Annotated in this window: 12 protein-coding genes and 1 pseudogene; 8 read left to right on the top strand and 5 right to left on the bottom strand. The window is 48.3% G+C overall.

Going from position 1 to position 22,400, the window contains the following annotated elements; translation table 11 throughout:
- Window positions 1-13: 13 nt before the first annotated feature.
- Window positions 14-2,863 (bottom strand): GAF domain-containing protein, encoded by a 2,850-nt coding sequence (locus tag JOY44_RS25025; RefSeq protein WP_171576291.1) that lies wholly within the window; start codon window positions 2,861-2,863, stop codon window positions 14-16.
- A 195-nt stretch (window positions 2,864-3,058) separates the two neighbouring features.
- A complete protein-coding gene (locus tag JOY44_RS25030; RefSeq protein WP_171576292.1) occupies window positions 3,059-4,672 on the bottom strand; it encodes a histidine kinase N-terminal 7TM domain-containing protein in 1,614 nt (537 codons plus the stop codon).
- A gap of 791 nt (window positions 4,673-5,463) precedes the next feature.
- Here JOY44_RS25030 and JOY44_RS25035 point away from each other — a divergent pair.
- On the top strand, window positions 5,464-8,910 hold the full coding sequence (locus tag JOY44_RS25035; RefSeq protein ID WP_171576294.1) for a GAF domain-containing protein: 3,447 nt from the start codon (window positions 5,464-5,466) through the stop codon (window positions 8,908-8,910).
- A gap of 1,351 nt (window positions 8,911-10,261) precedes the next feature.
- On the opposite strand, the gene JOY44_RS25040 is transcribed toward JOY44_RS25035, so the two are convergent.
- Window positions 10,262-11,869, bottom strand: a complete 1,608-nt coding sequence (locus JOY44_RS25040) for a mechanosensitive ion channel family protein (RefSeq protein WP_171576296.1) — start codon at window positions 11,867-11,869, stop codon at window positions 10,262-10,264.
- Window positions 11,870-12,103: 234 nt separating this feature from the next.
- Here JOY44_RS25040 and JOY44_RS25045 point away from each other — a divergent pair, with 234 nt between their 5' ends.
- Window positions 12,104-14,518 carry an HDIG domain-containing metalloprotein gene (locus JOY44_RS25045; protein ID WP_171576297.1) on the top strand — a complete coding sequence of 805 codons (2,415 nt, stop codon included), beginning with the start codon at window positions 12,104-12,106 and terminating at the stop codon, window positions 14,516-14,518.
- Between the two features lie 304 nt (window positions 14,519-14,822).
- Here the strand turns inward: JOY44_RS25045 and JOY44_RS31730 are convergent.
- Together JOY44_RS31730 and JOY44_RS25050 are read right to left on the bottom strand one after the other, a co-directional pair.
- Window positions 14,823-16,310: pseudogene (locus JOY44_RS31730) on the bottom strand (sodium:proton antiporter); the annotation flags it as partial.
- Window positions 16,311-16,442: 132 nt separating this feature from the next.
- The gene (locus JOY44_RS25050) at window positions 16,443-17,507 is read right to left on the bottom strand and encodes an AI-2E family transporter (RefSeq protein WP_171576298.1); all 1,065 of its coding nucleotides are present in this window, start codon (window positions 17,505-17,507) and stop codon (window positions 16,443-16,445) included.
- Window positions 17,508-17,746: 239 nt separating this feature from the next.
- Between JOY44_RS25050 and JOY44_RS25055 the strand changes: the two genes are divergently transcribed.
- From JOY44_RS25055 to JOY44_RS25080, 6 genes are all read left to right on the top strand, one after another.
- On the top strand, window positions 17,747-18,781 hold the full coding sequence (locus tag JOY44_RS25055) for an IS630 family transposase (RefSeq protein ID WP_171576299.1): 1,035 nt from the start codon (window positions 17,747-17,749) through the stop codon (window positions 18,779-18,781).
- 439 nt (window positions 18,782-19,220) lie between these two features.
- The gene (locus tag JOY44_RS25060; protein ID WP_171576300.1) at window positions 19,221-19,589 is read left to right on the top strand and encodes an IS5 family transposase; all 369 of its coding nucleotides are present in this window, start codon (window positions 19,221-19,223) and stop codon (window positions 19,587-19,589) included.
- Window positions 19,580-20,032, top strand: a complete 453-nt coding sequence (locus JOY44_RS25065) for a transposase (protein ID WP_415881138.1) — start codon at window positions 19,580-19,582, stop codon at window positions 20,030-20,032. Before JOY44_RS25060 ends, JOY44_RS25065 begins: the two co-directional genes overlap by 10 nt.
- A gap of 295 nt (window positions 20,033-20,327) precedes the next feature.
- Window positions 20,328-21,149, top strand: coding sequence for a DUF2382 domain-containing protein (locus JOY44_RS25070; protein WP_171576302.1), 822 nt, complete (start codon window positions 20,328-20,330; stop codon window positions 21,147-21,149).
- A 434-nt stretch (window positions 21,150-21,583) separates the two neighbouring features.
- Window positions 21,584-21,769, top strand: a complete 186-nt coding sequence (locus JOY44_RS25075; protein WP_171576303.1) for a hypothetical protein — start codon at window positions 21,584-21,586, stop codon at window positions 21,767-21,769.
- A gap of 46 nt (window positions 21,770-21,815) precedes the next feature.
- The gene (locus JOY44_RS25080; RefSeq protein WP_171576304.1) at window positions 21,816-22,385 is read left to right on the top strand and encodes a hypothetical protein; all 570 of its coding nucleotides are present in this window, start codon (window positions 21,816-21,818) and stop codon (window positions 22,383-22,385) included.
- Window positions 22,386-22,400 lie beyond the last annotated feature (15 nt).

Genomic DNA, 22,400 nt, shown 5'->3' on the forward strand with positions numbered 1-22,400 from the left:
ACGCCGTTGCTTCTCACTGAACAGGTAATGTAATCACAAACTCTGTGCCCTGACCCGGTTGAGAGTGGCAGACTAATTGACCTCCGTGTTTCTCAACAATCTGATAGCTGATAAATAAGCCCAATCCGGTTCCTTTCCCCATGGGTTTAGTGGTGAAGAATGGGTCAAACAGCTTGGCTTGAATCTCTGGTGTAATGCCTCGACCATTATCTTTGATCGAGACTTCTACCCAGTCAGCATTGACACAGCGAGTCGAGATAGTGACGGTTTTGGATGATGTATGGTCTGTTGCAGTGGTTTCTAATTCATCGATCGCATTGCCAATCAAATTCATAAACACCTGATTGAGTTGTCCTGCATGGCAGTGAACTAGAGGCAATTCTTCATACTGCTGTTCAATCTCAATCGGCGTTCCAGAAACTAATTTCACGCGATGCTGCAAGATCAAGAGCGTACTTTCTAATCCTTCATGCAGGTCTACCGCTTTGACCGCCGCTTCATCCACTCGTGAGAAGTTGCGCAACGATTGAACAATTTCTCCAATTCGCTCAGTCCCCATCCTCATCGACGCGCAGAGTTTAGGGAAATCTGCTTCAATGTAAGCAAAATCATGGTCCTCCAGAAGCTGTAGTAAATCCGGCGACGGAGCTGTAGTGTGTTGTTGATACGCCCGAACCAACTCAAATAGAGTTTGAATATACTCCTGGATATGCGTCAGATTGCCACTAATAAAGTTAATGGGATTGTTCACCTCATGGGCAATCCCAGCAACTAACTGCCCTAGGCTTGACATCTTCTCACTGTGGAATAACTGAACTTGCGTTTGTTTCAAGTCAGTCAACGTTTGGGCCAACTGTTCAGTTTTCTGTCGGGTTTGAACCAGTAGCTCTGCATGTTGTAGAGCGACACCCAGTTGCGCTGCAATCTGACTGACAAACTCAATTTCAGACGGTTTCCAGTGGCGTGGCGCAGAATGTTGGTACACACCCAGCAACCCCCAAAGCCCTTGACCGACAAAAATGGGAATGAGCATGAATGCCTTCACCTGGAATTGCTCCAGGATCTCCACATGACACTGAGCATAGCCCTGCTGGTAAATGTCATGCACGATTGAGCTGTCACCCGTACGATACCGCCCACCTTGAGTCTCCTGTAAGTGAGTATCGTTCCAAACGGTATTCACTCCAAGCTGACCATTGTTCTGCCACTCAGGCGTGACGGCTTCATAGTTGCTGACAAAGACTCCTCCCCAGTCCTCGTTAAAGCAGTAGATGGCAACCCGTTCTGCTGTGACAACGTGGCTCAGTTCCTGAGTGGCACTTTGAAAGATGGTGTCTATATCTAAGGATTCACGCATTTTGGCAACGATCCAAGATAGCGTCATCTGCCGTTCCACGACCCGTTCTAACTCGGTGTTGGACTGCTGAAGTTGCTCAGATTGCTGTTTCAGTGCTTCCGTGCGCTCTTCTACCTGCCGTTCCAGGCTGGAATTGAGCGATTGTACCTGCTGGTACAGCCGATATTGTTTCACGGTCGCCGCAAAGCGTTCCCCTAGAGCTTGAGCATATTTAATCTCTTCTTCTGTCCAACGCTGCGCCTGTCCTTTCTTGACCTGCCGCCACACTTCAAAGGATTGACGGGGCATCAACTGGCGCGTATCCGGGTTGTGATAGCCACCCCACTCAATCTCGGTATCAATTTCATGACGGAAGAAGGTTAAGCACCCCATGATTTGAGTCCCATGCTTGAGGGGAATAATCAGAGCACTGCGAATTTTTGTGTCATCAAAGAAGGGCGCAAGGGTACGGAAGAGCGGTTCTTGGTAAAGATCATCGACTGCCCAGGATGAAGCGCCAGGTTTGAAGCTCTGAGACGGTTCTACTAGTTCGTACACCGCTCGCATCCATTCAGTTGACCAGGGAGTACGCCCAGTTTCATCCACAGACGGATTCAGGACAGAGTGCAAATATTTTTGCCAGACTAAATTTTCTTCAATCGAGCGCTCTTGGGTGGGATCAATGAGTGCGGGTTGATCCCCACAGGTATAAATTTCTTTAGGTGAATCAGTCTCTGACGCTAGATACAATCTGCCGTCTGCACTCAGGGTGTGCGCTGCTAATTCCAGCGCATCTTGCCAATTGACAGTCGGCGACATTTGCAGTCGTGCCGTAACCTGGTTCATGTTGGCTTCGCGGCGTGCCTGCGATCGCACCTGCTCTAGCAAAACCGATTGAGCAATGGCAACCGCTACTTGGTCCACCACAGCCTGGATGAACTGCAACTCTGCTTCCGTCACGCTACGAGGTTCAGCGTGATGGGAAACTAGAAGCCCCCAAAGATGGTTGGACGACTGGAGGGAGGGTGGATCGTAAGACCCAGAGGCTTCCCCTTCGAGCACGATTGGTACAACGATTGAGGATTTGACTCCCATTGCTGTCAGGTATTCCTGGTGGCAAGGGTCAACTGGACGATACCGAATATCACCTGTGTTGAGGGCTTCTCCGGTTTCTGGGCAGTTGAGTGGGCTAATCCCAATCGTATGATTGCCCAGATCGACGATCGATCGCTGACGGGCACGCACAAACAGTTCACGCGCATAGCGAGGAATGTCGTCTGCGGGAAAGTGAAGTCCCAAAAGAGACGGTAAGCGATCTGCTTGAAGTGACTCTGCCACAACGACCCCATGACCATCGGGGTAGAATTGGTAGATCTTGACTCGATCTGTTCCCAGGTAGGCTCGAACCTCTGCTGCTGTAGTACTTAAGATGCTCTCAAGTTCCAAGGATTGGCGCACCCGGTTCGCAATGCGGTGAAGTAACCCTTCCTGAGTTAAGGGCGAAATAGCGTCGTGCGATGACAGCATAGGGAGGTTCGCTTAAGGAGAATTTGAAGTTGCCAAGCTTAAAGTTCCCTTGAATGATGCAAAATGCTCCTAATTTCGTTAGTGCGTCAGGGCCATGTGAGATAAGTTGCTAGCTTGTGCCAAGTCCAAGGACGAGAGGCGAATCCTACCCGTTGTGCGGCGGTGGAGTTGGGGTTGAGTTAAACTCAACCCCGTTTAGACCACTGTCTCGACACATTTAACACAATTTCGTCCCGCCGCTTTAGCAATATAGAGGGCTTGATCAACGACTTGCATGAGAGACTGACTGGTGTCACCATGTTCAGGGAATAACCCGACCCCCAGTGAAAGTGTCGTGCAGATCGTTGCAGAACCAAACTGCACGCGCATTGCTTGAAAGGAGCGTCGAATCTGTTCTGCTCGCTGATAAACATCCTTCAGCGTTATAGCAGGCAGCGTCAGTACAAATTCTTCACCCCCATAACGGCACGCGATGTCGTCTTGTCGGCTGTGATCGCGCAGCAAACTACCAAAAGCCTGTAATACGCAATCCCCACCTTGATGCCCGTAGGTATCATTAACTTGCTTGAAAAAATCGATGTCCATCAGGATCACAGCGACCGGGTATGCTTCCCGATCCGCGCGTGCCAACTCTCGAGGGAGCGTCTCCTCAAAATAACGTCGATTGAATAAGCCCGTCAGAGCATCGTGGATCGCCTGTTCACGTAGCTGCGTTTGGAGTGCCTTGATCTCATGCAACTGTGCTTGTAGGCGTTCGTTTACCTGGCGCAGTTCAAGGTCAGCTTGTTGCCGTTGAGTGACATTGCGCAAGACAAGCAAGCGCCCAGTGAGACCTTTACAGCGATCGCGTAAAGGTATGACGTGTAACTCCACATAGCAGTCTGCGCTCACCTTAAGGAGCAATTCACTCTGTACTGTTTCAGACGCTTCGCAAAGCTGAGCGATCACTTGCCAGCTTGAGAATAATTGCCTGAGCGGTTGCCCCAAGCAAGTGACGCTGATCCCAGTGAGCTGCTGGGCAGCTGGATTTATATCAATCAACCGATTGTGTAAATCTAGCACTAGGACACCATCCGACATACTCTCGATCAACGTGTCTCGTGCCACTGGTACAAGATCAAACAGACGAAAGCGAAAGAGCGTGACGAAATAGATGATACCTGTCAGCAAAAAGCTCATGGGAGTAAGGTTTAAACCGGCAGGCGTGAGATTGAGCATATATGCGCTACCACCGAGCAACGGGACGAGCGCTCCTGCTAACGCCAGCCAGGATTGTTGCTGCTGGAGTCGCGCGGATTGCTGCGTCGCTTTAACCAGTAGCAGTGAACCAGCGAGTGTATAAAGATAAACGCAGGTCATGACCCAATAAAAACCTGGACCATGCTGGTAAACAATTTGGTTTGTGCCTTGAGAACAGGGCAAAAAGCCACTCCAAACCAACCGATGCTGTTCGTTGGTTGCCACTAAAACCACATTGAGACTAGGGAGTAGCCAGAGCAATACGGTGTTTCTGAGTGTGAGCCACTGCCTTTTATGCGTAAAGTGGATAGCAAAGATGAGAAAGAACGTAACCACGCAGCCAGAGCCAACATATTCCAACTTAGACCAAAAGATTTTGTCGGGTAGAGCGATCGCTGCCGCTTCGAGAGCGGCAACAGTGGCATAGACGGCAATAGAAAGCAACGATAAAATAAACGGTCTGCTGGCAGAGGAGGCAGCACGCCTGCGCCAAGCAGCAACCGCAACCACAACCGCGAGCAGCGCTGTGAAGCTGAGGATGGCAAAAGAGGGATTATGTTCAAAAAGCATAGTGACACTGGGTTCTGGGGCTAGCTCTCACCGCGAGAGCCACTAGCGATTTTTGGCTGCTTAGAGCTATTTGGATAGTAAACAAAAAGCCTTAGAAGTCTTAGAGACTATGCCAAAAGTCTGCTTGAATGCGTTTTATTAATCAGCTACATAGAAACTACCAAGACGGAATAGGCGCTCTAAGAGCCTTAATCTAGTGAGTCCAGGGTATGTCAAATAATTTGTGTCGAAGGTAGGGAATTATTGTAGAAAACGATCATCATAAGCGATCTCAAACCGATTAAAGGCTGGTCGCCAGTCTTTAATCGGCACCGTCCATTTCTTAGTGGGACTTACGCAAAGGCCATTTTGAGCGATGGGTGTTTGAGTTGCTGGCACAGGTAATTGTCTAGTAATCCGTGTTTGAGTTGGTAAATCGTTTGCCCTGTTTGCTTAGCTTTGCACAAATTTGGCGAGAGAAAGTTGTACTGTCACTCCTTCTTCAGCGGGTTTAGCGGGTGTAGCCCTTGGCGGCCCGAAACCCCATGTAAACTCCTGCCACTTTTCCGCTCACGCCGCAACAACCTAACGTTTCCTTACATTTTGTGTAGCAAATAACACTTAGCTTGGTAATCTAGGCACTCTTAAAGCGTACGTATCCTCTAAGGTATAAAAACTTTAGAGGATACCTATGGAAATAACATAGCTGTAACCGAGGTTGGTGTAGGTAAATCCTCTACGGGCATCAGAGAACATTCTTTGACCTTCATAGCTAATGGTTGACTCTGCTTTATAGGTTAAAAGAAGAAGCCATGTGGGAAATCATTTACAATCTCTTTTCGCCTAACCCGTACATTCCCCACGGCCATTGCTACCTGTGGCAATCTCCGCTCGTGGTTTTGTACATCGTCAGCGATTTACTGATTGCAATTGCCTACTTTTCGATCCCAGCCATGCTGCTTTACTTTGTTTGCCAGCGCCGGGACACTCCTTTTCCCAGAGTCTTTGTGCTGTTTGGAGCCTTCATTCTGCTGTGCGGCACAGGGCATTTACTCGAAATCTGGACTCTCTGGCAGCCGACTTATTGGCTTTCTGGGATTGAGAAAGCCATGACGGCATTAGTCTCCTGCTACACTGCCTTGAAATTGATCGAGTTGCTGCCAGAATTTTTGGCTTTACGAACTCCAAGGGAATTAGAAACCGTTAACCAAGCCTTGCAAGCGCAAATCGCCGTTAGCGAACTAGCTTATCGGGAACTGCAACGATCCGAACAAACGCTACAAGCGATCGTTACTGGCACCGCCTCTGTGGCTGGAGAAGCGTTTTTTTCAGCTCTGGTGCAAAATCTAGCGACCTCTTTAGATGTACCTTACGTTCTAGTTTCGGAAATTATTGGTCAGCAGCCTCCAGTGTTGAAAACGCTAGCGTTTTGGGCGAAAGAGCAGATAGGGGCAAATTTCGTTTATGAAATACCAGGGACTCCGTGCGGGGTTGTGGTCGATCAAGCGACGTTATGCTACTACCCCGAACAAGTTCAGGCATTGTTTTCAACAGCAGATTCATTAAAAGCGTTGAATGCTGAGTGCTATGCCGGGGCACCTTTGCTGGATAAAGATCAGCAGGTCATGGGAGTGCTGTGTATCTTGGGCGATCGCCCGTTGGGCAATGAGGAAAATGCGAAAGCTATTATCAAAGTGTTTGCCGCCAGAGCAGCGGTTGAACTTCTCCGCCAACGAGCAGAAACAGCTTTAGCCCGGGCTTATGACGAATTAGAAGACCGAGTGCAGGCACGCACAGTGGAATTAGCCACGACTAACTCAGCCTTAGCAAGCGAAATTCAAGAACGAATCGCTGCTGAAACTGCTCTGCGGCAGCAGGCGGAGCATGAACAACTGATCGCAGCAATTACTCAACATATTCATCATTCTTTGGATTTGCAGGCGGTGCTCAGCACTACGGTTGCTGCTATTCGACAGATACTGCAAACCAACCGGGTCTTGATCTACCAGCTCCATGCTGATGGGAGTGGTGAGGTGGTAGCAGCATCGACTGGCACAAAGTGGAAGTGTCTTACCGGTGTCACAATTCATAATACTTACTTTGCCCAGAGCTATCTTCAGCTGTATCAGCAAGGGCGCGTTCAGGCAGTCGCAGACATTTATGCTGGTGGGTTAGCTCCCTGCCACATTGAGTTATTAGCAGCATTTCAGGTTAGAGCAAATTTAGCAGTGCCGATTGTCCAGGAGGAGGCGCTGTGGGGGTTGCTGGTTGCTCAGCAGTGCGACACGCCACGGGAATGGCAGCCGATTGAGATTGAGTTACTTAAACAAGTGGCAACTCAAGCCGCAATCGCCATTCAAAAATCTGAACTGTATCAGCAAGCCCAACTAGAAATCGTACAGCGGCAGCAAGCAGAAGCGAGCCTCAAGCATCAAGTCGAGCAAGCGCGGTTGATTGAGAAAATCACGCAGCGGATTCGCCAGTCTTTGAACTTGGAAGAAATTCTCAACACAACGGTTCAGGAAGTCCGACACCTTCTCCAAGCTGATCGGGTACTGCTCTATCAGATTCATGCCGATGGCACGGGTAGCGTCATTACGGAGGCGGTTACAGCAAACTGTACAGCGCTTTTAGGTCAGCCTTTACCAGAAGCCATCTTTCCTCAAGCCAGCCATCAACTGTACCAACAGGGTCGCATCCGGCGGGTTGTAGATGTTGAAACCGATGAGATGTCACCTTGTTTGGCAGCCACCCTGCGACAGATGGGGGTGAAATCAAAATTGGTGGTGCCAATCGTGCAGAGGGAAGGGCTTTGGGGGTTGCTGATTGCTCATCAATGCAGCACACCGAGATCATGGGAGGACTTTGAAGTTGATCTGCTGAAACATTTGGCCACTCAAGTGGAGATTGCCATACAGCAGTCTTGTTTATTTGGACAAGTTCAAATAAACAACAGGGTGCTAGAGCAACAAGTTCAAGAGCGGACAGCGCAACTACAACAGGCACTAGCTTTAGAGGCAGCCCTCAAGCGCATCACGGATAAGGTGCGGGACAGTTTAGACGAAAGCCAGATTTTACAGACCGCTGTTCATGAGTTAATCCGGCTACTACAGGTGGATTACTGCGATACAGCCCTCTATGACTTGGAGCAAGGCACCTCTACGATTTGGTACGAACAGGGACACTTGCCGATAGCAGGTCAGAATCGAGTGGTGCAAATGGTCGATTTTCCTGACATTTACCCGCAGTTGCTACAAGGTCACTACTTGCAATTCTGCCAGAGCACATCTGATGCAATTTCCTCAATCCCGCAGAATCGCGCTGCCATTTTAACTTGTCCCATTTTTGATGATCAAGGAGTGATTGGTGACTTGTGGCTGTCTCACGAGGAGAACCATAGCTTCAATGAGTTAGAAATCCGATTGGTGCAGCAGGTCGCCAATCAGTGTGCGATCGCGCTCAGGCAAGCTCGGCTTTACCAAGCGACTCAGGCACAGGTCGAAGAACTAGAAAAACTCAATCGGTTGAAGGATGATTTCTTGAGTACAGTGTCTCATGAGTTACGCACGCCGATGTCCAGCATCAAAATGGCAACTCATATGCTGGAAATTGTGTTGAAACAAGCCGGGTTGCTGGATGTAGAACCGAGTACAGCCGCCCGCTATTTCAAGATTCTTCAAGATGAATGCCAGCGAGAAATCGGACTGATTAATGACTTACTCGACTTAGCTCGCTTAGATGCGGAAACAGAACCGTTACTGCCCACAACAATCGATTTTCAACTCTGGTTTTCCACCATGATTGAACCGTTTATTGAACGTACCTTAAACCAGAATCAGCGGCTAGGAGTGCACTTTGCTTCAGACTTACCACTCCTAACCACTGATGTCTCTTACCTAAGACAAGTTTTGACGGAACTGCTGCACAACGCCTGCAAGTACACCCCGCTTGGAGAGGAGATTATGGTTGAAACAACTGTCACCGAAGACAACTGGCAGTTTAGCGTCAGTAACTCTGGTGTGAAAATTCTTGCCAGTGAATGCGAACAGATTTTTGATAAGTTCTACCGCATTCCCAACAATGACCCCTGGAAGCATGGGGGGACAGGACTGGGCTTAGCGTTGGTCAAAAAACGGGTGCAGCGTTTAGGGGCAACGATTCGAGCTGAATGTGAGGCCGGACAGATTCGTTTTACTATAGAGTTGCCTATCAGTTCGGGCACATCTAAAAGCAGCAAGATTTTCACTTTAGTGAGCTGATTTAAAGGAGCTATTGGCCAGACGTTCGATCCCTAAAATATAGGTTGCAAAGTTTCCAGCTCCAGACAAAATGCCACAGGGGTGCAGAATTAGTAGTCTTTATAGAAAAAATGAGCACATCTAAATGAAGGATAGCTATTTTGCTGGTCCAGGTAGACCTAATCGGGGTCGAGATGCAGTCGAGTAGGACATCACTGCCCTACCCTCTGCTACAAAACCGTGCTTGCCAGTTTTCTGGCACACGGCTCCTCAACCATCGGGTGCTTGTCTTGCATACCATTAGCCGCTGGCAAACTGCCTTAACTCATGGCTCAGTGGCTTTGTTTTAGCAACTGCAACACCAACTGCTTCTGCTGACGCTAGAGGTTGGTGCTTCATCCATACGTAGTCGTTAACTCGCTCATGACGTGTGCATTGCGACTCACAACGCAACTTTCCTGATGGTTGTGTCTCCGTCGGCATATCCTCTGGCTTTCCCAAAGGCATTAGCTTCTGAGACAATCCCTCCCTCACCAGGCTTGCGGCTGACTACCTGCTCTTGATCCAGTGATCAGGAGAGCAATGGTGAGGGTTACCTCGTTCCCAACTTCCGTTTTGCGCTGCACGTAGGCTCCCACTTTCCACCGGGATTGTATGAGAGTGCTAACAGGTCAGATCGGCAACTGCCTGTCTCGAATCCGTTCCCTTTTGGGCAAGCCCGTCAACCCGCGTAGGCTTGTTGTCGTTGACGATGGTTCAGGTGTGGATTCACTGGCGTTAGCCCTATGCAGCTTTGCTCGGCGGGATTCCCGGTCGGGTTCCGAGTGACCGCCTTTTAGCCCTGCTTCAGACGATTGAGAGTCAGTCGCACACCTGAGGGCTAGGCTGTTACCCCAGCACTAGGGGAGTTGGAATTGTCCAGGTTGGACGCACCACACAGAAGTTGAGTTATCAAGGTTCAACACCCTGACTCTGCTTTATTTCAAGCCTGGTGGAGGGGCTTGACTTGGGCAGAAACGAATCGCACGCCGATATACGACCAAAAAAGTGCAAGATGAGCTGGAAAGCCTTATTTGAATTGAGTTTCAGAGAATCTATTGAAGGCGAGGCTCAGCAGCAGCACTTCTATGGAAGGTGCAGAAGTGGTATGAGAGAATGGGGCTTTCAGCTGTTGAAACCACATCAAAAGAGGCTATGTACGACTGATTTTTGATTAGTACAATGTCCAAAAGTATTCAAACCTTCACTACTCAAGGGTTTAAGCTGTACAGATTAAATCATCTATTTCCTGAAACTCCTACAGGGAAAGAGTTACAGCCTCATGTTACACTTTTTTGGTCGTACGTCGGCTCGATCCCATCTAGAACTGGAGTCAAATGAACGGATCGTTCGATCGAAGGCTAGGACTATCTCCGTTGGAAGTGTACTTTGATTGCTGTGTGAGCAATGCTTCTGTTTGAGGTGAAAGGCTGAGTATGCCTGAGCGCAAATGTAAATCTCGTTGGGGGAAGGGAATCTCGATTTGGCGCTCTTGCAAGAGTTCAAAAATGCGAAAATATAAATCGCTCTTTAAGATAAACTGGCGGCTGGGCTGAGTTGTCCAGACCAACAAATCAAAGTTGAGCGCACTGTCGCCAAAGCCCGTAAAAAACACTTGGGGTGGAGGACTTTGAAGCACATCAGTATGGCTTTGGGCAGCTTCCAAAAGGACGGTGCGTACCATTTGAGGATCGCTATGATAAGCAACACCAACGGGTAAATGCAGCCGAGACACTGGATTGTGATGGTTCCAGTTGATTACTTCCTCTGATAAGAAGCGAGAGTTGGGAACGATGATCGACACATGATCGAGTGTGCGGATTTCGGTGCTACGTCCGCCAATCCGTTCGACTGTACCTTTAAAGCTGCCAATTTCAACAAAATCTCCAACCTGGATAGGACGCTCCAGAATCAAGACTAGACCACTGCCAAAGTTTTTAGCAATGTCTTGTAACCCAAAACCAATGCCCACACCCAAGGCGCTGACCAAAATGGTGAGTGAACTGATATCTAATCCCCAAATCTGTAGGACAATCAGTGTGCCAATGCTGATCAAGCTGTACTTGGTCAGAATCGCTATGATCTCTTGTCCACCTCGGCTTAGCCCTGCTAGATGGAGGATACGCGATCGCATCACATTTGTAATCGTTCCTGCAAGCGCGACTAATCCAGCTAACACTCCGGCAAGCAGCAACAGGTTTGTGACTGAATAAGCATTTCTCCCTAATGTAATAACGGGAGAGGTAAAACTAGACACTAAAACCTGTGTGATCTGATAACTCCAAGAGCGGGTCACTGGAAACAGATTAGTGACATAAAGAGCCGCAATGATCCAAATTCCAAGGCGGGTGATCGCGAGCAACAGTTGTAACAGCCCTTCGAGTGGACGAGAAGAATCTGGGTTTTCTGTTGCAGAGGGCAACCGCTTGCGAAGAAATCGCAAGACTCGCTGTTTAAATTTGCCCAACAGCCAGTGCAGGAGAGCGACCGTTAGCACAATTCCCCCTACCAGAAGTGCCATTTCCTGAAAATAAGCTGCGCTACGCTCTAGCTGTGCCTGCTGAACGGCAGCCTGAATCTGCTGTGCCCAGATGTCAGCTTGTTCATCTGGTGTACTGCCCGGTATCGCATCTGCTTGGGTGACCGTAAGTAAATAGCGATTGTTCAGTAACAGCGTGGGCGACTGATTCCGTTGTTCAATCCTAACGCTGACCCGATTTCCAGATTGCACCTCTTCTTTTAGTTGCAAGGTGACCAGACTGGCGCGTTCTTCAGCAGTGTACTGCCCGGTATCGCTGACTTGAAATAACGATCGACCATCGATGGCAACGGTAGATTGAGCGGGAGATTGAGCGATCGCCGGAGATAACCACAAGTTCAAAATCAGTAAGAGTAAAACTCCAATCCTGCCTGCTGCTTGTGTACATTGCTGTAGAGACATTATTTGCACTGCGATTGCTGAGGAGTGAACACCTCCAAGCTATCAACTTTTCGCTCAGCCTATCACTGTAATCATTCTGAGGATAAAACATGTGAGTCTGCAACCTCAGATATCTACTCATACTAAGCATGCGATCTCAGAAAGCTCAATGAGTATCATGGGAAATAGTGAAAGTCGTAAAGACACCGATAGAGCAGCACTGTGCAGGCAGGTTTCTGAATTAAGGCGAGATTGATGAAGCAAATTGCGTCAAAACAGGGGCGATCGCATCTGAAGAAACGGCTCCGCCAGAGTGGAATGCTAGTGGTTGTGGTGCTGTTACTTACAAGCGGCTTGGGCTATCGCTTTTATCATCAGCCTAAGCTTGATGTAGACACAGTTGCCCCTCAAACGATCGTTGCGCCTGCTTCTGCCAGTGTTGAAGATGTTGAAACAACCGAAAAAAAACGTCTGGAGGCTCGAAGTGGGGTGTTTCCGGCGGTTCGTGTTGACCCAGCAGCCAACCAACAAATACAGCAATTGCTTCAACAACATTTAGAGTGGGGCAACTCAATCCGTGAGGCTTTGGGCGCTTTTCCGTTTGTCAAAACGTCAGTGCTTTCTACACCGACGCAAATTTATTTGCGACAAGCACCTGAGGCAGAGTGGCGGATGCTGCAACAGGGCGTGAGATCGTCCACCGCCAGCCCTGCAACACGGTCTCGGTTCAGCCCAGATCAGCAACAGGCAGATGATCAACTGCAAGCTTACCGTAAGGCAACATCACCGCCAGCCCTTTCTCAGCTTCTAGAGACCATCGCTGTTGCGCGTCGCCGCTATCCGGTTGCTTTAGCCACACTGGCTGCACAGCCCTCAGGTGGCGCTCTGCTCTACAGTACGTCCTTTTTGAACCTTGCTGATGCTGACTGGCAAGCCACACAGAGCGAACTGAAGTCAACCTTAGACCGACTTTTAACTCAAGGCATTTATCCTGGTTTGTCGGAAACCCAACTCAATCAGGCGATCTCCCTTCAAGTCAGCGCGTCCATGCCAGTAGCGGCTCAACCATTGGCAGTGCAATTACTTTCCACCATCCTTTCACCCAATCTGATTAAAGACTCAGAGCAAACCAAGTTAATGGCGGAACAAGCGGCTCAGGCGATCGAGCCAACTCTCATTAGCATTCAAAAAGGGAAAATCATTATTCGCGCAGGGGAACTCATCACTCAGGCAGATTTTGTCTTGCTCGATCACTTCAACTTGAGTCAACGCAGCATTGACTGGTTGGGGCTACTGAGCTTCAGTGGACTCGTTGCCGTGGCGATCAGGGTTTTTAAGCTCATCGATCGACGGACAAAGCCAAAGTTACGGCAGCGGGATTATGTCCTCATCCTGTTGCTGTCTCTCAGTGCCTCTGTCGTAGTTGCAGTGAGCAAAACATTTACAGGGCTACCCGCGATCGGTCTGCTGCTCGGCAGCTTTTATGGCTCTGCAATCGGGGGCACGGTCATGGGTTTGTTGACGTTTTTGCTGCCCATTGGCACCGAAGTAAGCTGGCGCTATTTGCTGCCGAGTGCCGCAGGAGGGTTGCTCGGTAGCCTCATGGCGGGGCAATGGCGCGTTTTCAAGCGAGAGTCACCCCGCACGCGAGAAGATTTGGCGAGTTTGGGCGTGCTGATGGGATTGGTTCAGGGAGTGACTTACTTAATGATCAATACCGCGATCGTCTCACTTTGGTATACAGCTCTGAGTGGAGCAGCGTTATCGGCTCTCTCCGGCATCATTTGGAGTATCGTGGCAATTGGGATTAGTCCGTATCTGGAACGTCTGTTTGATTTAGTCACACCGATTCGGTTAGCAGAGTTGGCAAACCCCAACCGCCCTCTGCTGAAACGTCTGGCACAGGAAGCCCCCGGAACCTTTCAGCACACTCAATTTGTCTCAACGCTGGCAGAAGCCGCTGCCCGATCGCTGGGAGGCAATGTTGAGCTAGTCCGAGCGGGGACGCTGCACCATGATATTGGTAAACTGCATGACCCGCTCGCCTTTATTGAAAACCAGATGGGTAGTGTGAATAAGCATAATGCGATCGATGACCCGTGGAAAAGTGCCGAGATCATTAAAAACCATGTGAGAGAAGGGCTAGTGATGGCACGTCAGTATCGGCTTCCTAGCGCCATTCAAGCGTTTATTCCAGAACACCAAGGCACCATTTTGATTGCCTACTTTTACCATCAAGCCCAACAGCACATACCCTTTGGGAAAGTCATTCAGGAAGCAGATTTTCGCTACGACGGACCCATTCCACAATCGCGGGAAACGGGAATTGTTATGCTAGCAGATGCCTGTGAGGCGGCGCTGCGTTCCTTAGGAGAGGCAACTCCAGCAGAGGCACTGGTAATGGTGAATAAAATTTTGAAAGCCCGCTGGCAAGATCATCAGTTAGTTGATTCCGGGCTGACGCGGCAGGAACTTTCGCAAATCTCCCACATTTTTGTGCAGGTTTGGCAGCAGTTTCACCATCAGCGGATTGCCTATCCTAAAATAATCACGTTGGTTGCAGCAAAACTGTCTCTGATAGCGCTTGATCTGGTAGAGGCAAGAGAGTCGAGTGGCTCTGGCTCAACGTCGGTATTTTGGCAGATGAGGCTTTATCCAGCAAAAAAGTGATGCGATCGCCCATGTGCCAGGGTTCATTAGCAAGCATAATTTGTAACTGATCGGCTCGATTTCGCAAAAGCGGTAGCAAATCACCTGCGGCGATGCAGGCTTGTAATTCAGCTTGCTGTGCGGCAAAGCCCTCTGACTGCAATACCACCTCGAACAGCTCCACGTCCTTCTTGGTGAGAGACTGATTCCACCGATCAAGAGAAACTTGAGCTGCAAAAGCAATCTTAATGCCCGTTGTAGCAAAACTGGGGTGATCTCCACGATTCAATGGGGGCTGAGATAAGGTGGCTACTTTATCGGGGCGGAATAATTCTAAAGCCCGTTGCGCCAAGATACCGTTTAGTTCTGGATTGTTAGTCAGCGCCAAAAATGTGCTCAATGATGCGCTCCCTTCTGCCTCTAGTTCCTCTAGATCTAAGTATTGGCTGATTACAGGAATGTCATCGAGCTGAACTGGCTTAGCATCGCTAGCGTTGAGGTCAATCAACGCCACTGTTTCTCCTTTCTGTTGAAGTAGTCGGACTAGCAGTTGACCCAACTGAGTGTTGCCTACAATAACGGTTCTGACCTGCGTCGTCTGCAACCCCAGACAGCGGGCAATCCAGCCTGCTGTGAGTCCTTGAATTAATACTGTCATTAGGATGGTGAGAAAAACGAGCGCTTTCATTGCCTCACCCCCTGCGATGCCTGCGTTTGTGAGGGAAAGTGCAAATAAGGATGCCATGGATGCAGCGACAATGCCACGAGGAGCAATCCAGGACAAAAAGAACTGCTGTTTCCAGCTAAAGCTCTGATTCCAGGTTGATAGCAGAATGTTGATGGGGCGCACGATGAGCATCAGTGTCAACACCGTCAGGACACCTCCCCAACCTAAATCGAGGATGCGAGAGATCGACAAATCAGCCGCTAATAAAATAAACAGCACCGAATTTGCCAGAATCCCCAACTGTTCATTAAACTGCCGGATCAAGCGTTCTTCGGGAATGGCAGATGCGCGCAGGATCACACCCATCAGCACAGCGACCAATAAACCTGACTCGCTTCGCAGCGCTTGTGCCAGACTGAACGCTCCCCATACTGCCGCAAGTACGACTAAATTTTTCAATTCTTGCGGCAAAGATTTAGATTGTCTCAGCAACAGACTTAGCAAGACACCCCCAATTAGTCCAATCGCGGTGCCAATCCCTAGCCTCAGCCCTAATCCTTTCAGCAACAGCAAGGGTATTGCCGTTCCAACCAAAACCAAGGGCACCTCATGCTGACTTAATACGATCGTGAGGGTAAACACCGCTACGATTGCCCCCAGGGGATCAATCAGAATGCCCTCACCCTCTAGGAGGGTGGCGACTCGCTGTTCAACCCCAATGAGTTTCAGCAAGGGAGTTACAACGGTTGGACCCGTTACTACCACTAACGAGGCGTAGAGAAGGGCGATCGCCCAAGGAAACTGGTTTAACGCATGGGCAGCGATCGCCCCACCTGAAAATGTAACCAGCACCCCAACCGTCACCAGATTGCGAAGGCTAACCGAAACGCTGCTCAGATCGCGAATCTGTAAGCTTAGCCCGCCCTCAAAGAGAATCAAGGCGATCGCTAGAGAAACAATGACTTCTAAGCCACTACCCAAAAGCGACGGCTCCAGCAACCCTAAGCCACTATAGCCTAAAATGATACCAAAGAGCAGCAGCAACACAATGCCGGGGATTTGAAGCCATCGGGCTAAGACCTGAGCACCGATACCAACCCCTACGGCTGTGCTTATGAGAACTGTAATGGGTAAGGAATCTTCCATTCAAATTAATCTGTTGAAGTAAGCGATTTAATGCTGCTAAGGCGATCGTAGCGAGATGATGCCGATTTCGTTTTGAAGTGTTAAGGCACCAAAGGATGCATCTGAGGCAGTGCCTTAATAACGGCTGAAAAGCTAACGCTCACGTAGTGTAGATTCGCTTGACGTTATTGCTTGAGGAACTGTCCATTGGTCTAAAACATCTTTCACCCACACTTCTCTAAGCCAGATTTGTGCAACTACTAAAATTGGTAATCCTAAAAACAATCCTAAAACACCAAAGAACGTGCCAAAGGCAGTCAGCAAAGCCAGTGTTGTTGCGGGTAGAAGAGACAGCCGCTGCTTCATAATGATGGGCGTAATCAGATTGCCTTCAACCTGCTGAATCAAAAAATACAGCAGCAAGACTTCGATCGCTTTCCAAGGAGAATCCAACAAAGCCAGTAGAGCGGGTGGAACAACACTGGCGAGCGCCCCAAGGTAGGGAACGAATGCCGATATGCCTGCAATGAACCCATTCACAAACGGTAAGGGAACCTGTAGCACTAGCAAACCTACGGTTGAGGTAATGCCAATGAAAGCCATGCTCAGGGCAATTCCACCCAGATAATCAATTAAACCAACCTCGCACTTCGAGAGAATGCTATCCGCGCGGTTGCGATAGAACGCGGGAAATCCTTGAATCAACAAATTGCGATACTGCTTTGGATTTACCAGTAACATCAGCGTCAATACAGTTAGCAATAAACCATTGAGCAAGAGAGATAGAGAATTAGAGAAAGCTTGATAGAAATGAATAATCGTCCAGTTTGCTACTTGCTGAAGCTGAAGACTCAAATCGTTCAAGTTAGGAAGATTTTTAATCATCCGACCTGGAATCTGCTCCTGCAACCAGTAGTTGAGATTTGCAACTTGTGCGATCGCACCTGGAATCAGTTCGACCAGTTGGTCAAATTGCTCAGTGATCCGGGTAGCCACTAAAGCCAAAAGCAGTCCTAAAACTACGATGAAGATCGCGATTGTTAGCCCGATCGCAACGCTTCGTTTAAGCTTAGATTTTTGAAATCGACGTACAACTCGGTTCAGCCCAACAGCAAAGATAATCGCCATGAAGAACAGCAGCGCGATCGCTCGAATTTGCCACAGCACATAGAGCGAAATCACTAGCGAAAGCAATCCAATCCAGCGTCCTAACGTCAAAATTATGCCTTTGGCTGAGTGGAAAAGAAAAGCTGCTCAATCAACACCTTATCAACCTTCTGATTCCTGCCAATTTTGATTCAGCTTAGTTTAAAGAATTTCTACCGCAAGCAATACATCGCGCTCTATCTCATGAGGGATATCAATATAAAAAGTAAATATATCAACTGTTTAATGACTTATTAACCCGGCAATCGGAGAGGCTACAGGATAAGAGGCAAAATCGATAGAATCAGGATATGGACCAACCGGATGCACGCTCACTTAATCCCAGCACTCAAGACTACCTCCGCCAACAAGCGATACGCCTACGAGAACAAGGCAAGCGCGTGAGCGAGATTGCAACCTATCTAGGGGTGCATCGCGCAACGGTTTCAAAGTGGTGGCGAGCGTATCAACAAGTCGGAGAAACTGCGCTGCATCAGCAACCGCGAGGCAACAAATTGGGCGAAGGTCGAACCTTAAGTCGAACCGAAGAGGTTTGGATTCAACAGGTGATGCAAGAGCATTTCCCGGATGAATTGAACATTGACAGTGCCCTGTGGACGCGCAGTGCGGTACAGACGTTGATTGCCTGTGAGTGTGGAGTCAAGATGCCCATTCGCACCGTCGGGGAGTATCTCAAGCGCTGGAGGTATACGCCGCAGAAACCACTCAAACGTGCCTATGAGCAAGACCCTGAAGCCGTCAAAGCGTGGTTGGAAACAGAGTATCCGGCGATTGAGCAGCGGGCAAAGACCGAAGCTGCCGAAATCGCTTGGGGGGATGAATCAGGCTTGCGCTCCGATGCTCAAGTCGGTCGCGGTTATGCACCGATTGGGCACACCCCAGAAATTCAACCGAACACCCAACGAGCGAGTGTCAACTACCTTGCTAGCATCAGCAATCAAGGCAAAGTTCGCTTCATGCTCTACACCCAAAAACTCACAGCGCAAGTGTTCATCATCTTTCTCGAACGCTTGATTGCCAAACGGGAACGGAAGCTGATGTGGATTGTAGACCGTCATCCCGTGCATCGTTCTGATGCTGTCCGTCAGTGGATACAGGCGCATCAAGACAAGATTGAGATGCACTTGCTGCCACCCTACGCTCCCCAGTTGAATCCGGCAGAGTATCTCAATTGCGATGTCAAACAAGGGGTGCACTCGAAGCCTCCCACTCGCAACTTGGCTCAGTTGAAAGAGAGGCTGCGGTCGCATCTATTCAAACTGCAAAAATTGCCGGCTCGAATTATCAAGTATTTTCAGCATCCATTTATTGCGTATGCAGCCTAAACAGATGTAGTGTCAATTATTGCCGGGTTAATATGAAAAATGCCAAGTGGAGCAAACGGTGGAATTCGCTCCACTCCAGTTACTGGTTTTTGCCAACTGTGATAGGCGTGATCGTGATCGTGCTGGCATTGCACAATGTTAACTATTGATCGAGCATCTCCAGGGCACAATTGGGCAACTAAACTGGATTTACACAGGTGGATCCGATGGAGCGCGGGCATTACTTTCAGCGGTAACCAGTTCGATGAGCACTGTTGCCGGCTCAGCCCTACTTCTGGCAATACAGTCGAGCTTCTATAGGTTCAGCTATTCTCAGGCATCAAAATACTATATTTTCAAGGAGACACTAAGAGAGTGTTTGTAAATAAGCATTGCGAAAGTATTTACGAAATCCGGTTAAAAAGCGTACTAAAAAGTCAGAGTTGAGTGAGGTTAAGGCATGGGAGCACTTAAAACCTACAGCAGTGATTTAACCGATGCCGAGTGGCACAGAATTGAGCCTTTGTTACCCACAGAAAAACCTGTAGGACGATTGCGGGAAGTAGATTTACGGCAGGTGTTAGATGCCATTTTCTACCGGGTTGAAAATGGAGTGAAGTGGCGCAACCTACCGGCGGATTTTCCAGCATGGCAAACGGTGTATGGCTACTTTCGATTGTGGGTGCGTTTGGGGATATGGGAATCGATGAATCAGGCCTTAATCCACCAGGTCCGACGCTCAGCAGGACGAGTAGGAGAACCCAGTTTGGGCATCATTGATAGCCAGTCAGTCAGATTGGGAGAAAAAGGGGGGAGCACATTGGCGTAGATGGCTTCAAAAAGATCAAAGGGCGCAAACGAACGATTGTTGTCGATGTCTTAGGAATGGTGCTCAAGTGTCATGTGGGGGCTGCCAACCAAGCGGATGTCAAAGCAGCGCCTTGGGTATTGTTTGGGGTGATAGAAACCTACGAACGAATCGTAAAGATCCTAGTAGACCAAGGCTATCGAGGAGATCTAGAAATTGATTTGTCAATGCTGTATGACGTTGAGTTGGAAGTGGTTGAACATCCGGAAAAGGGCTTTTCAGTCCAGCCAAAGCGATGGGTTGTAGAACGGACTTGGGCATGGCTCGAAAATTGCCCTGGACTCACGCGAGACTATGAACGGTTGAGCGAGAATCATCAAGGGATGGTGTACATTGCCATGATTCGGTTAATGCTGCGACGACTAGACAATAATCGCAGACGGTGGAAACAAGAAACTGCTTAACACTGATTTACAAACGTCCTCTAATTTTAATTAGTTCGTAGCAAAATGCTATCGCTCTCTTGCAATGCCACCTTTAAGAAATTTTAGTTTTTCATTGTAAGCAATCAAATCCTGATCCTTTTCGCTGGAATGACAGACACAAATACAAGCGCACAATGGTTACTACATAAGGATTTTTATCTTGCATACTATCGACATAAATAAAATCTACGCTATCTCCCTCGATAGCAAGATTTATTAAATTCATATCATTTCTAATATAAACACAAGTAAATAAGTTTGGAGAAAACACACCATGCCTTTAGTCAAACTCAAAGACTTTTACCCCAACCATGAGGAACCGTCTAACGCAGAAGACATCAAAGACTTTGATGTTTACGCTCAAAGCGATGAAAAGATTGGTTCAATTGAACATATCCTAGTCGATGACAAAAGTGGTCAATTCCGCTATTTTGTCGTTGACACAGGCTTCTGGATTTTTGGCAAAAAAGTGCTGTTGCCAGTGGGACGTGCTGCTATTAAGTACAGCGATCGCCGAATCGAAGTAAATGGCTTAACAAAACAACAGGTCGAAGACTTGCCTAACTTTGATGACCTTGAGAAAGTAGACTACGACTACGAAGAACAGGTGCGCGGGACGTATCGCCCTGCTGCGAGTGCCGCCACCTACGATCGTGATAGCTATAACTATCAGCAAGATCCCTCATTGTACGACTTAAACGATCGCGATCATCAAAGCTTGAAGCTTTACCAGGAACGCCTCGTTGCCGATAAGCATAAACAGAAAGTTGGAGAAGTTTCGATTGGCAAACGAGTCGAGACAGAGACAGCACAAGTAGCGGTTCCTGTTGAGAAGGAGCGTGTCGTAATCGATCGATCGACTGCATCCGCCGGCAATGTTGTTGATCCGAACAATGTCAACTTCGGCAACCAGGAAGTAGTACGAATGGAAGTCTACGAAGAAACCGCTGACATCCATAAAGAAGCGTTTGTGCGTGAGCAAGTTAACGTCAGCAAGGTTGTAGATAAGGATACTGTGAACGCTGAAGAGCAACTTCGTCGGGAAGAACTGGATCTAGAGACACAAGGTCGCCCAGTCGTCGATAACCGCCGTTAATGTCACTGGATAGCTCTAGGCTCATCCTTGTAGGGCTAAAGCTGCTTGAAGGAGTGTGCTTTTAGCCCTACTTTTCCATAGATAAAAGGCTAAAGCTAAAATTATTAAGATGGAACTACACTAAGATTTCGCTGGCGATCGCTCAATGGTACTCCTAAGCAATGGTTCAGATCATTCAGGAGTTTTTGGTTGTGCTTATAAATTTATTTTTAATCACTATCAACCCATAGGAAGACGATTTTATTGATGGATTAAGTAACTTGAATGTAGAAGCGCATTGAGGTTGGTTTGGGAATAGTATGAAACAATTTATCAAACAGCCTTTGATTTATCTAACGTTATTACATGATGTTGTTATAGATCTATTCATCAATCGCTATGAATTTGGCTTAGACATCTAATCTTGATCCACAAGTCTAGAACATGACCCAGGCTTGCAACCTGGGGATTTGATTGAGCGGCTGAATAACCAGCCGATCGAAAAAGTTGAACAGGTACAAAACCAGGTGGAAGCTATTGCTTTAGGGAAGGTATCCCAAATGGGTGTTAACCGCAATGGTCGCAGGCAGACGATTACGGTTCGCCCAGTGCAATTGCCTCCTCAAAAGGCTATTTTTTAAGCACAGATCAATACATATTAAGGTACAAAAGTTCAGGGAACTAACGATGAAACTATTAATCAAGCATAACCTTCTTAAACATAGTCACGCTTTCATACTCGGTAGCGTTGCCTTGTTCACAGGTATTGCTCCTGCTCATGCGTTACCAGGACAAAACCTCAAAACTATTCGACAGTGGTCAAAAGAGAGCTTTGTCTTACCACCAGCCTTGGTTTATAACCCTCAATACGATGCTTACACAGGCATTAGAACGATCGAAGGTGGGCTTCTAGCGCTTTATGTGAAAGTTCGTCCGCAAGATCAAGTTTCCGTTCGGGAACAGATTGTTACTCAATTAAATGCACCGAAGTTGAGCTTTGCTAGAAACGATGCTGAAGGCTTAAAGCTGATTGAGCGTATTTACACACCTGAAATTGCAGACGATTTTCGGACTTCTAAATACGTGGCTCAAATTGGAGAAACTGATTTTTATCAGGGTAAGAAATTTGTCTATACAACACTTCAGCAGCAGCGTACCCGACGCTTTAGCGTCATGCCGTTGAGTGCGTTGAACAAAGCCATTCAACAGCAGGTTGCCTGCCAAAATGAGCGCTGTGCGGTCTACCAACCCTTCTAACCCACCGAAAGGCGA

Origin of the sequence: Leptolyngbya sp. Cla-17 (genome assembly GCF_016807185.1) — a bacterium.
Lineage (GTDB): Bacteria > Cyanobacteriota > Cyanobacteriia > Leptolyngbyales > Leptolyngbyaceae > ULC077BIN1.

Bases quoted from the DNA above. Each gene is read 5' to 3' on its own strand.
- JOY44_RS25025 (WP_171576291.1), bottom strand. From the start codon at position 2,863: ATGCTGTCATCGCACGACGCTATTTCGCCCTTAACTCAGGAAGGGTTA.
- JOY44_RS25030 (WP_171576292.1), bottom strand. From the start codon at position 4,672: ATGCTTTTTGAACATAATCCCTCTTTTGCCATCCTCAGCTTCACAGCG.
- JOY44_RS25035 (WP_171576294.1), top strand. From the start codon at position 5,464: ATGTGGGAAATCATTTACAATCTCTTTTCGCCTAACCCGTACATTCCC.
- JOY44_RS25040 (WP_171576296.1), bottom strand. From the start codon at position 11,869: ATGTCTCTACAGCAATGTACACAAGCAGCAGGCAGGATTGGAGTTTTA.
- JOY44_RS25045 (WP_171576297.1), top strand. From the start codon at position 12,104: ATGAAGCAAATTGCGTCAAAACAGGGGCGATCGCATCTGAAGAAACGG.
- JOY44_RS25055 (WP_171576299.1), top strand. From the start codon at position 17,747: ATGGACCAACCGGATGCACGCTCACTTAATCCCAGCACTCAAGACTAC.
- JOY44_RS25060 (WP_171576300.1), top strand. From the start codon at position 19,221: ATGGGAGCACTTAAAACCTACAGCAGTGATTTAACCGATGCCGAGTGG.
- JOY44_RS25070 (WP_171576302.1), top strand. From the start codon at position 20,328: ATGCCTTTAGTCAAACTCAAAGACTTTTACCCCAACCATGAGGAACCG.
- JOY44_RS25080 (WP_171576304.1), top strand. From the start codon at position 21,816: ATGAAACTATTAATCAAGCATAACCTTCTTAAACATAGTCACGCTTTC.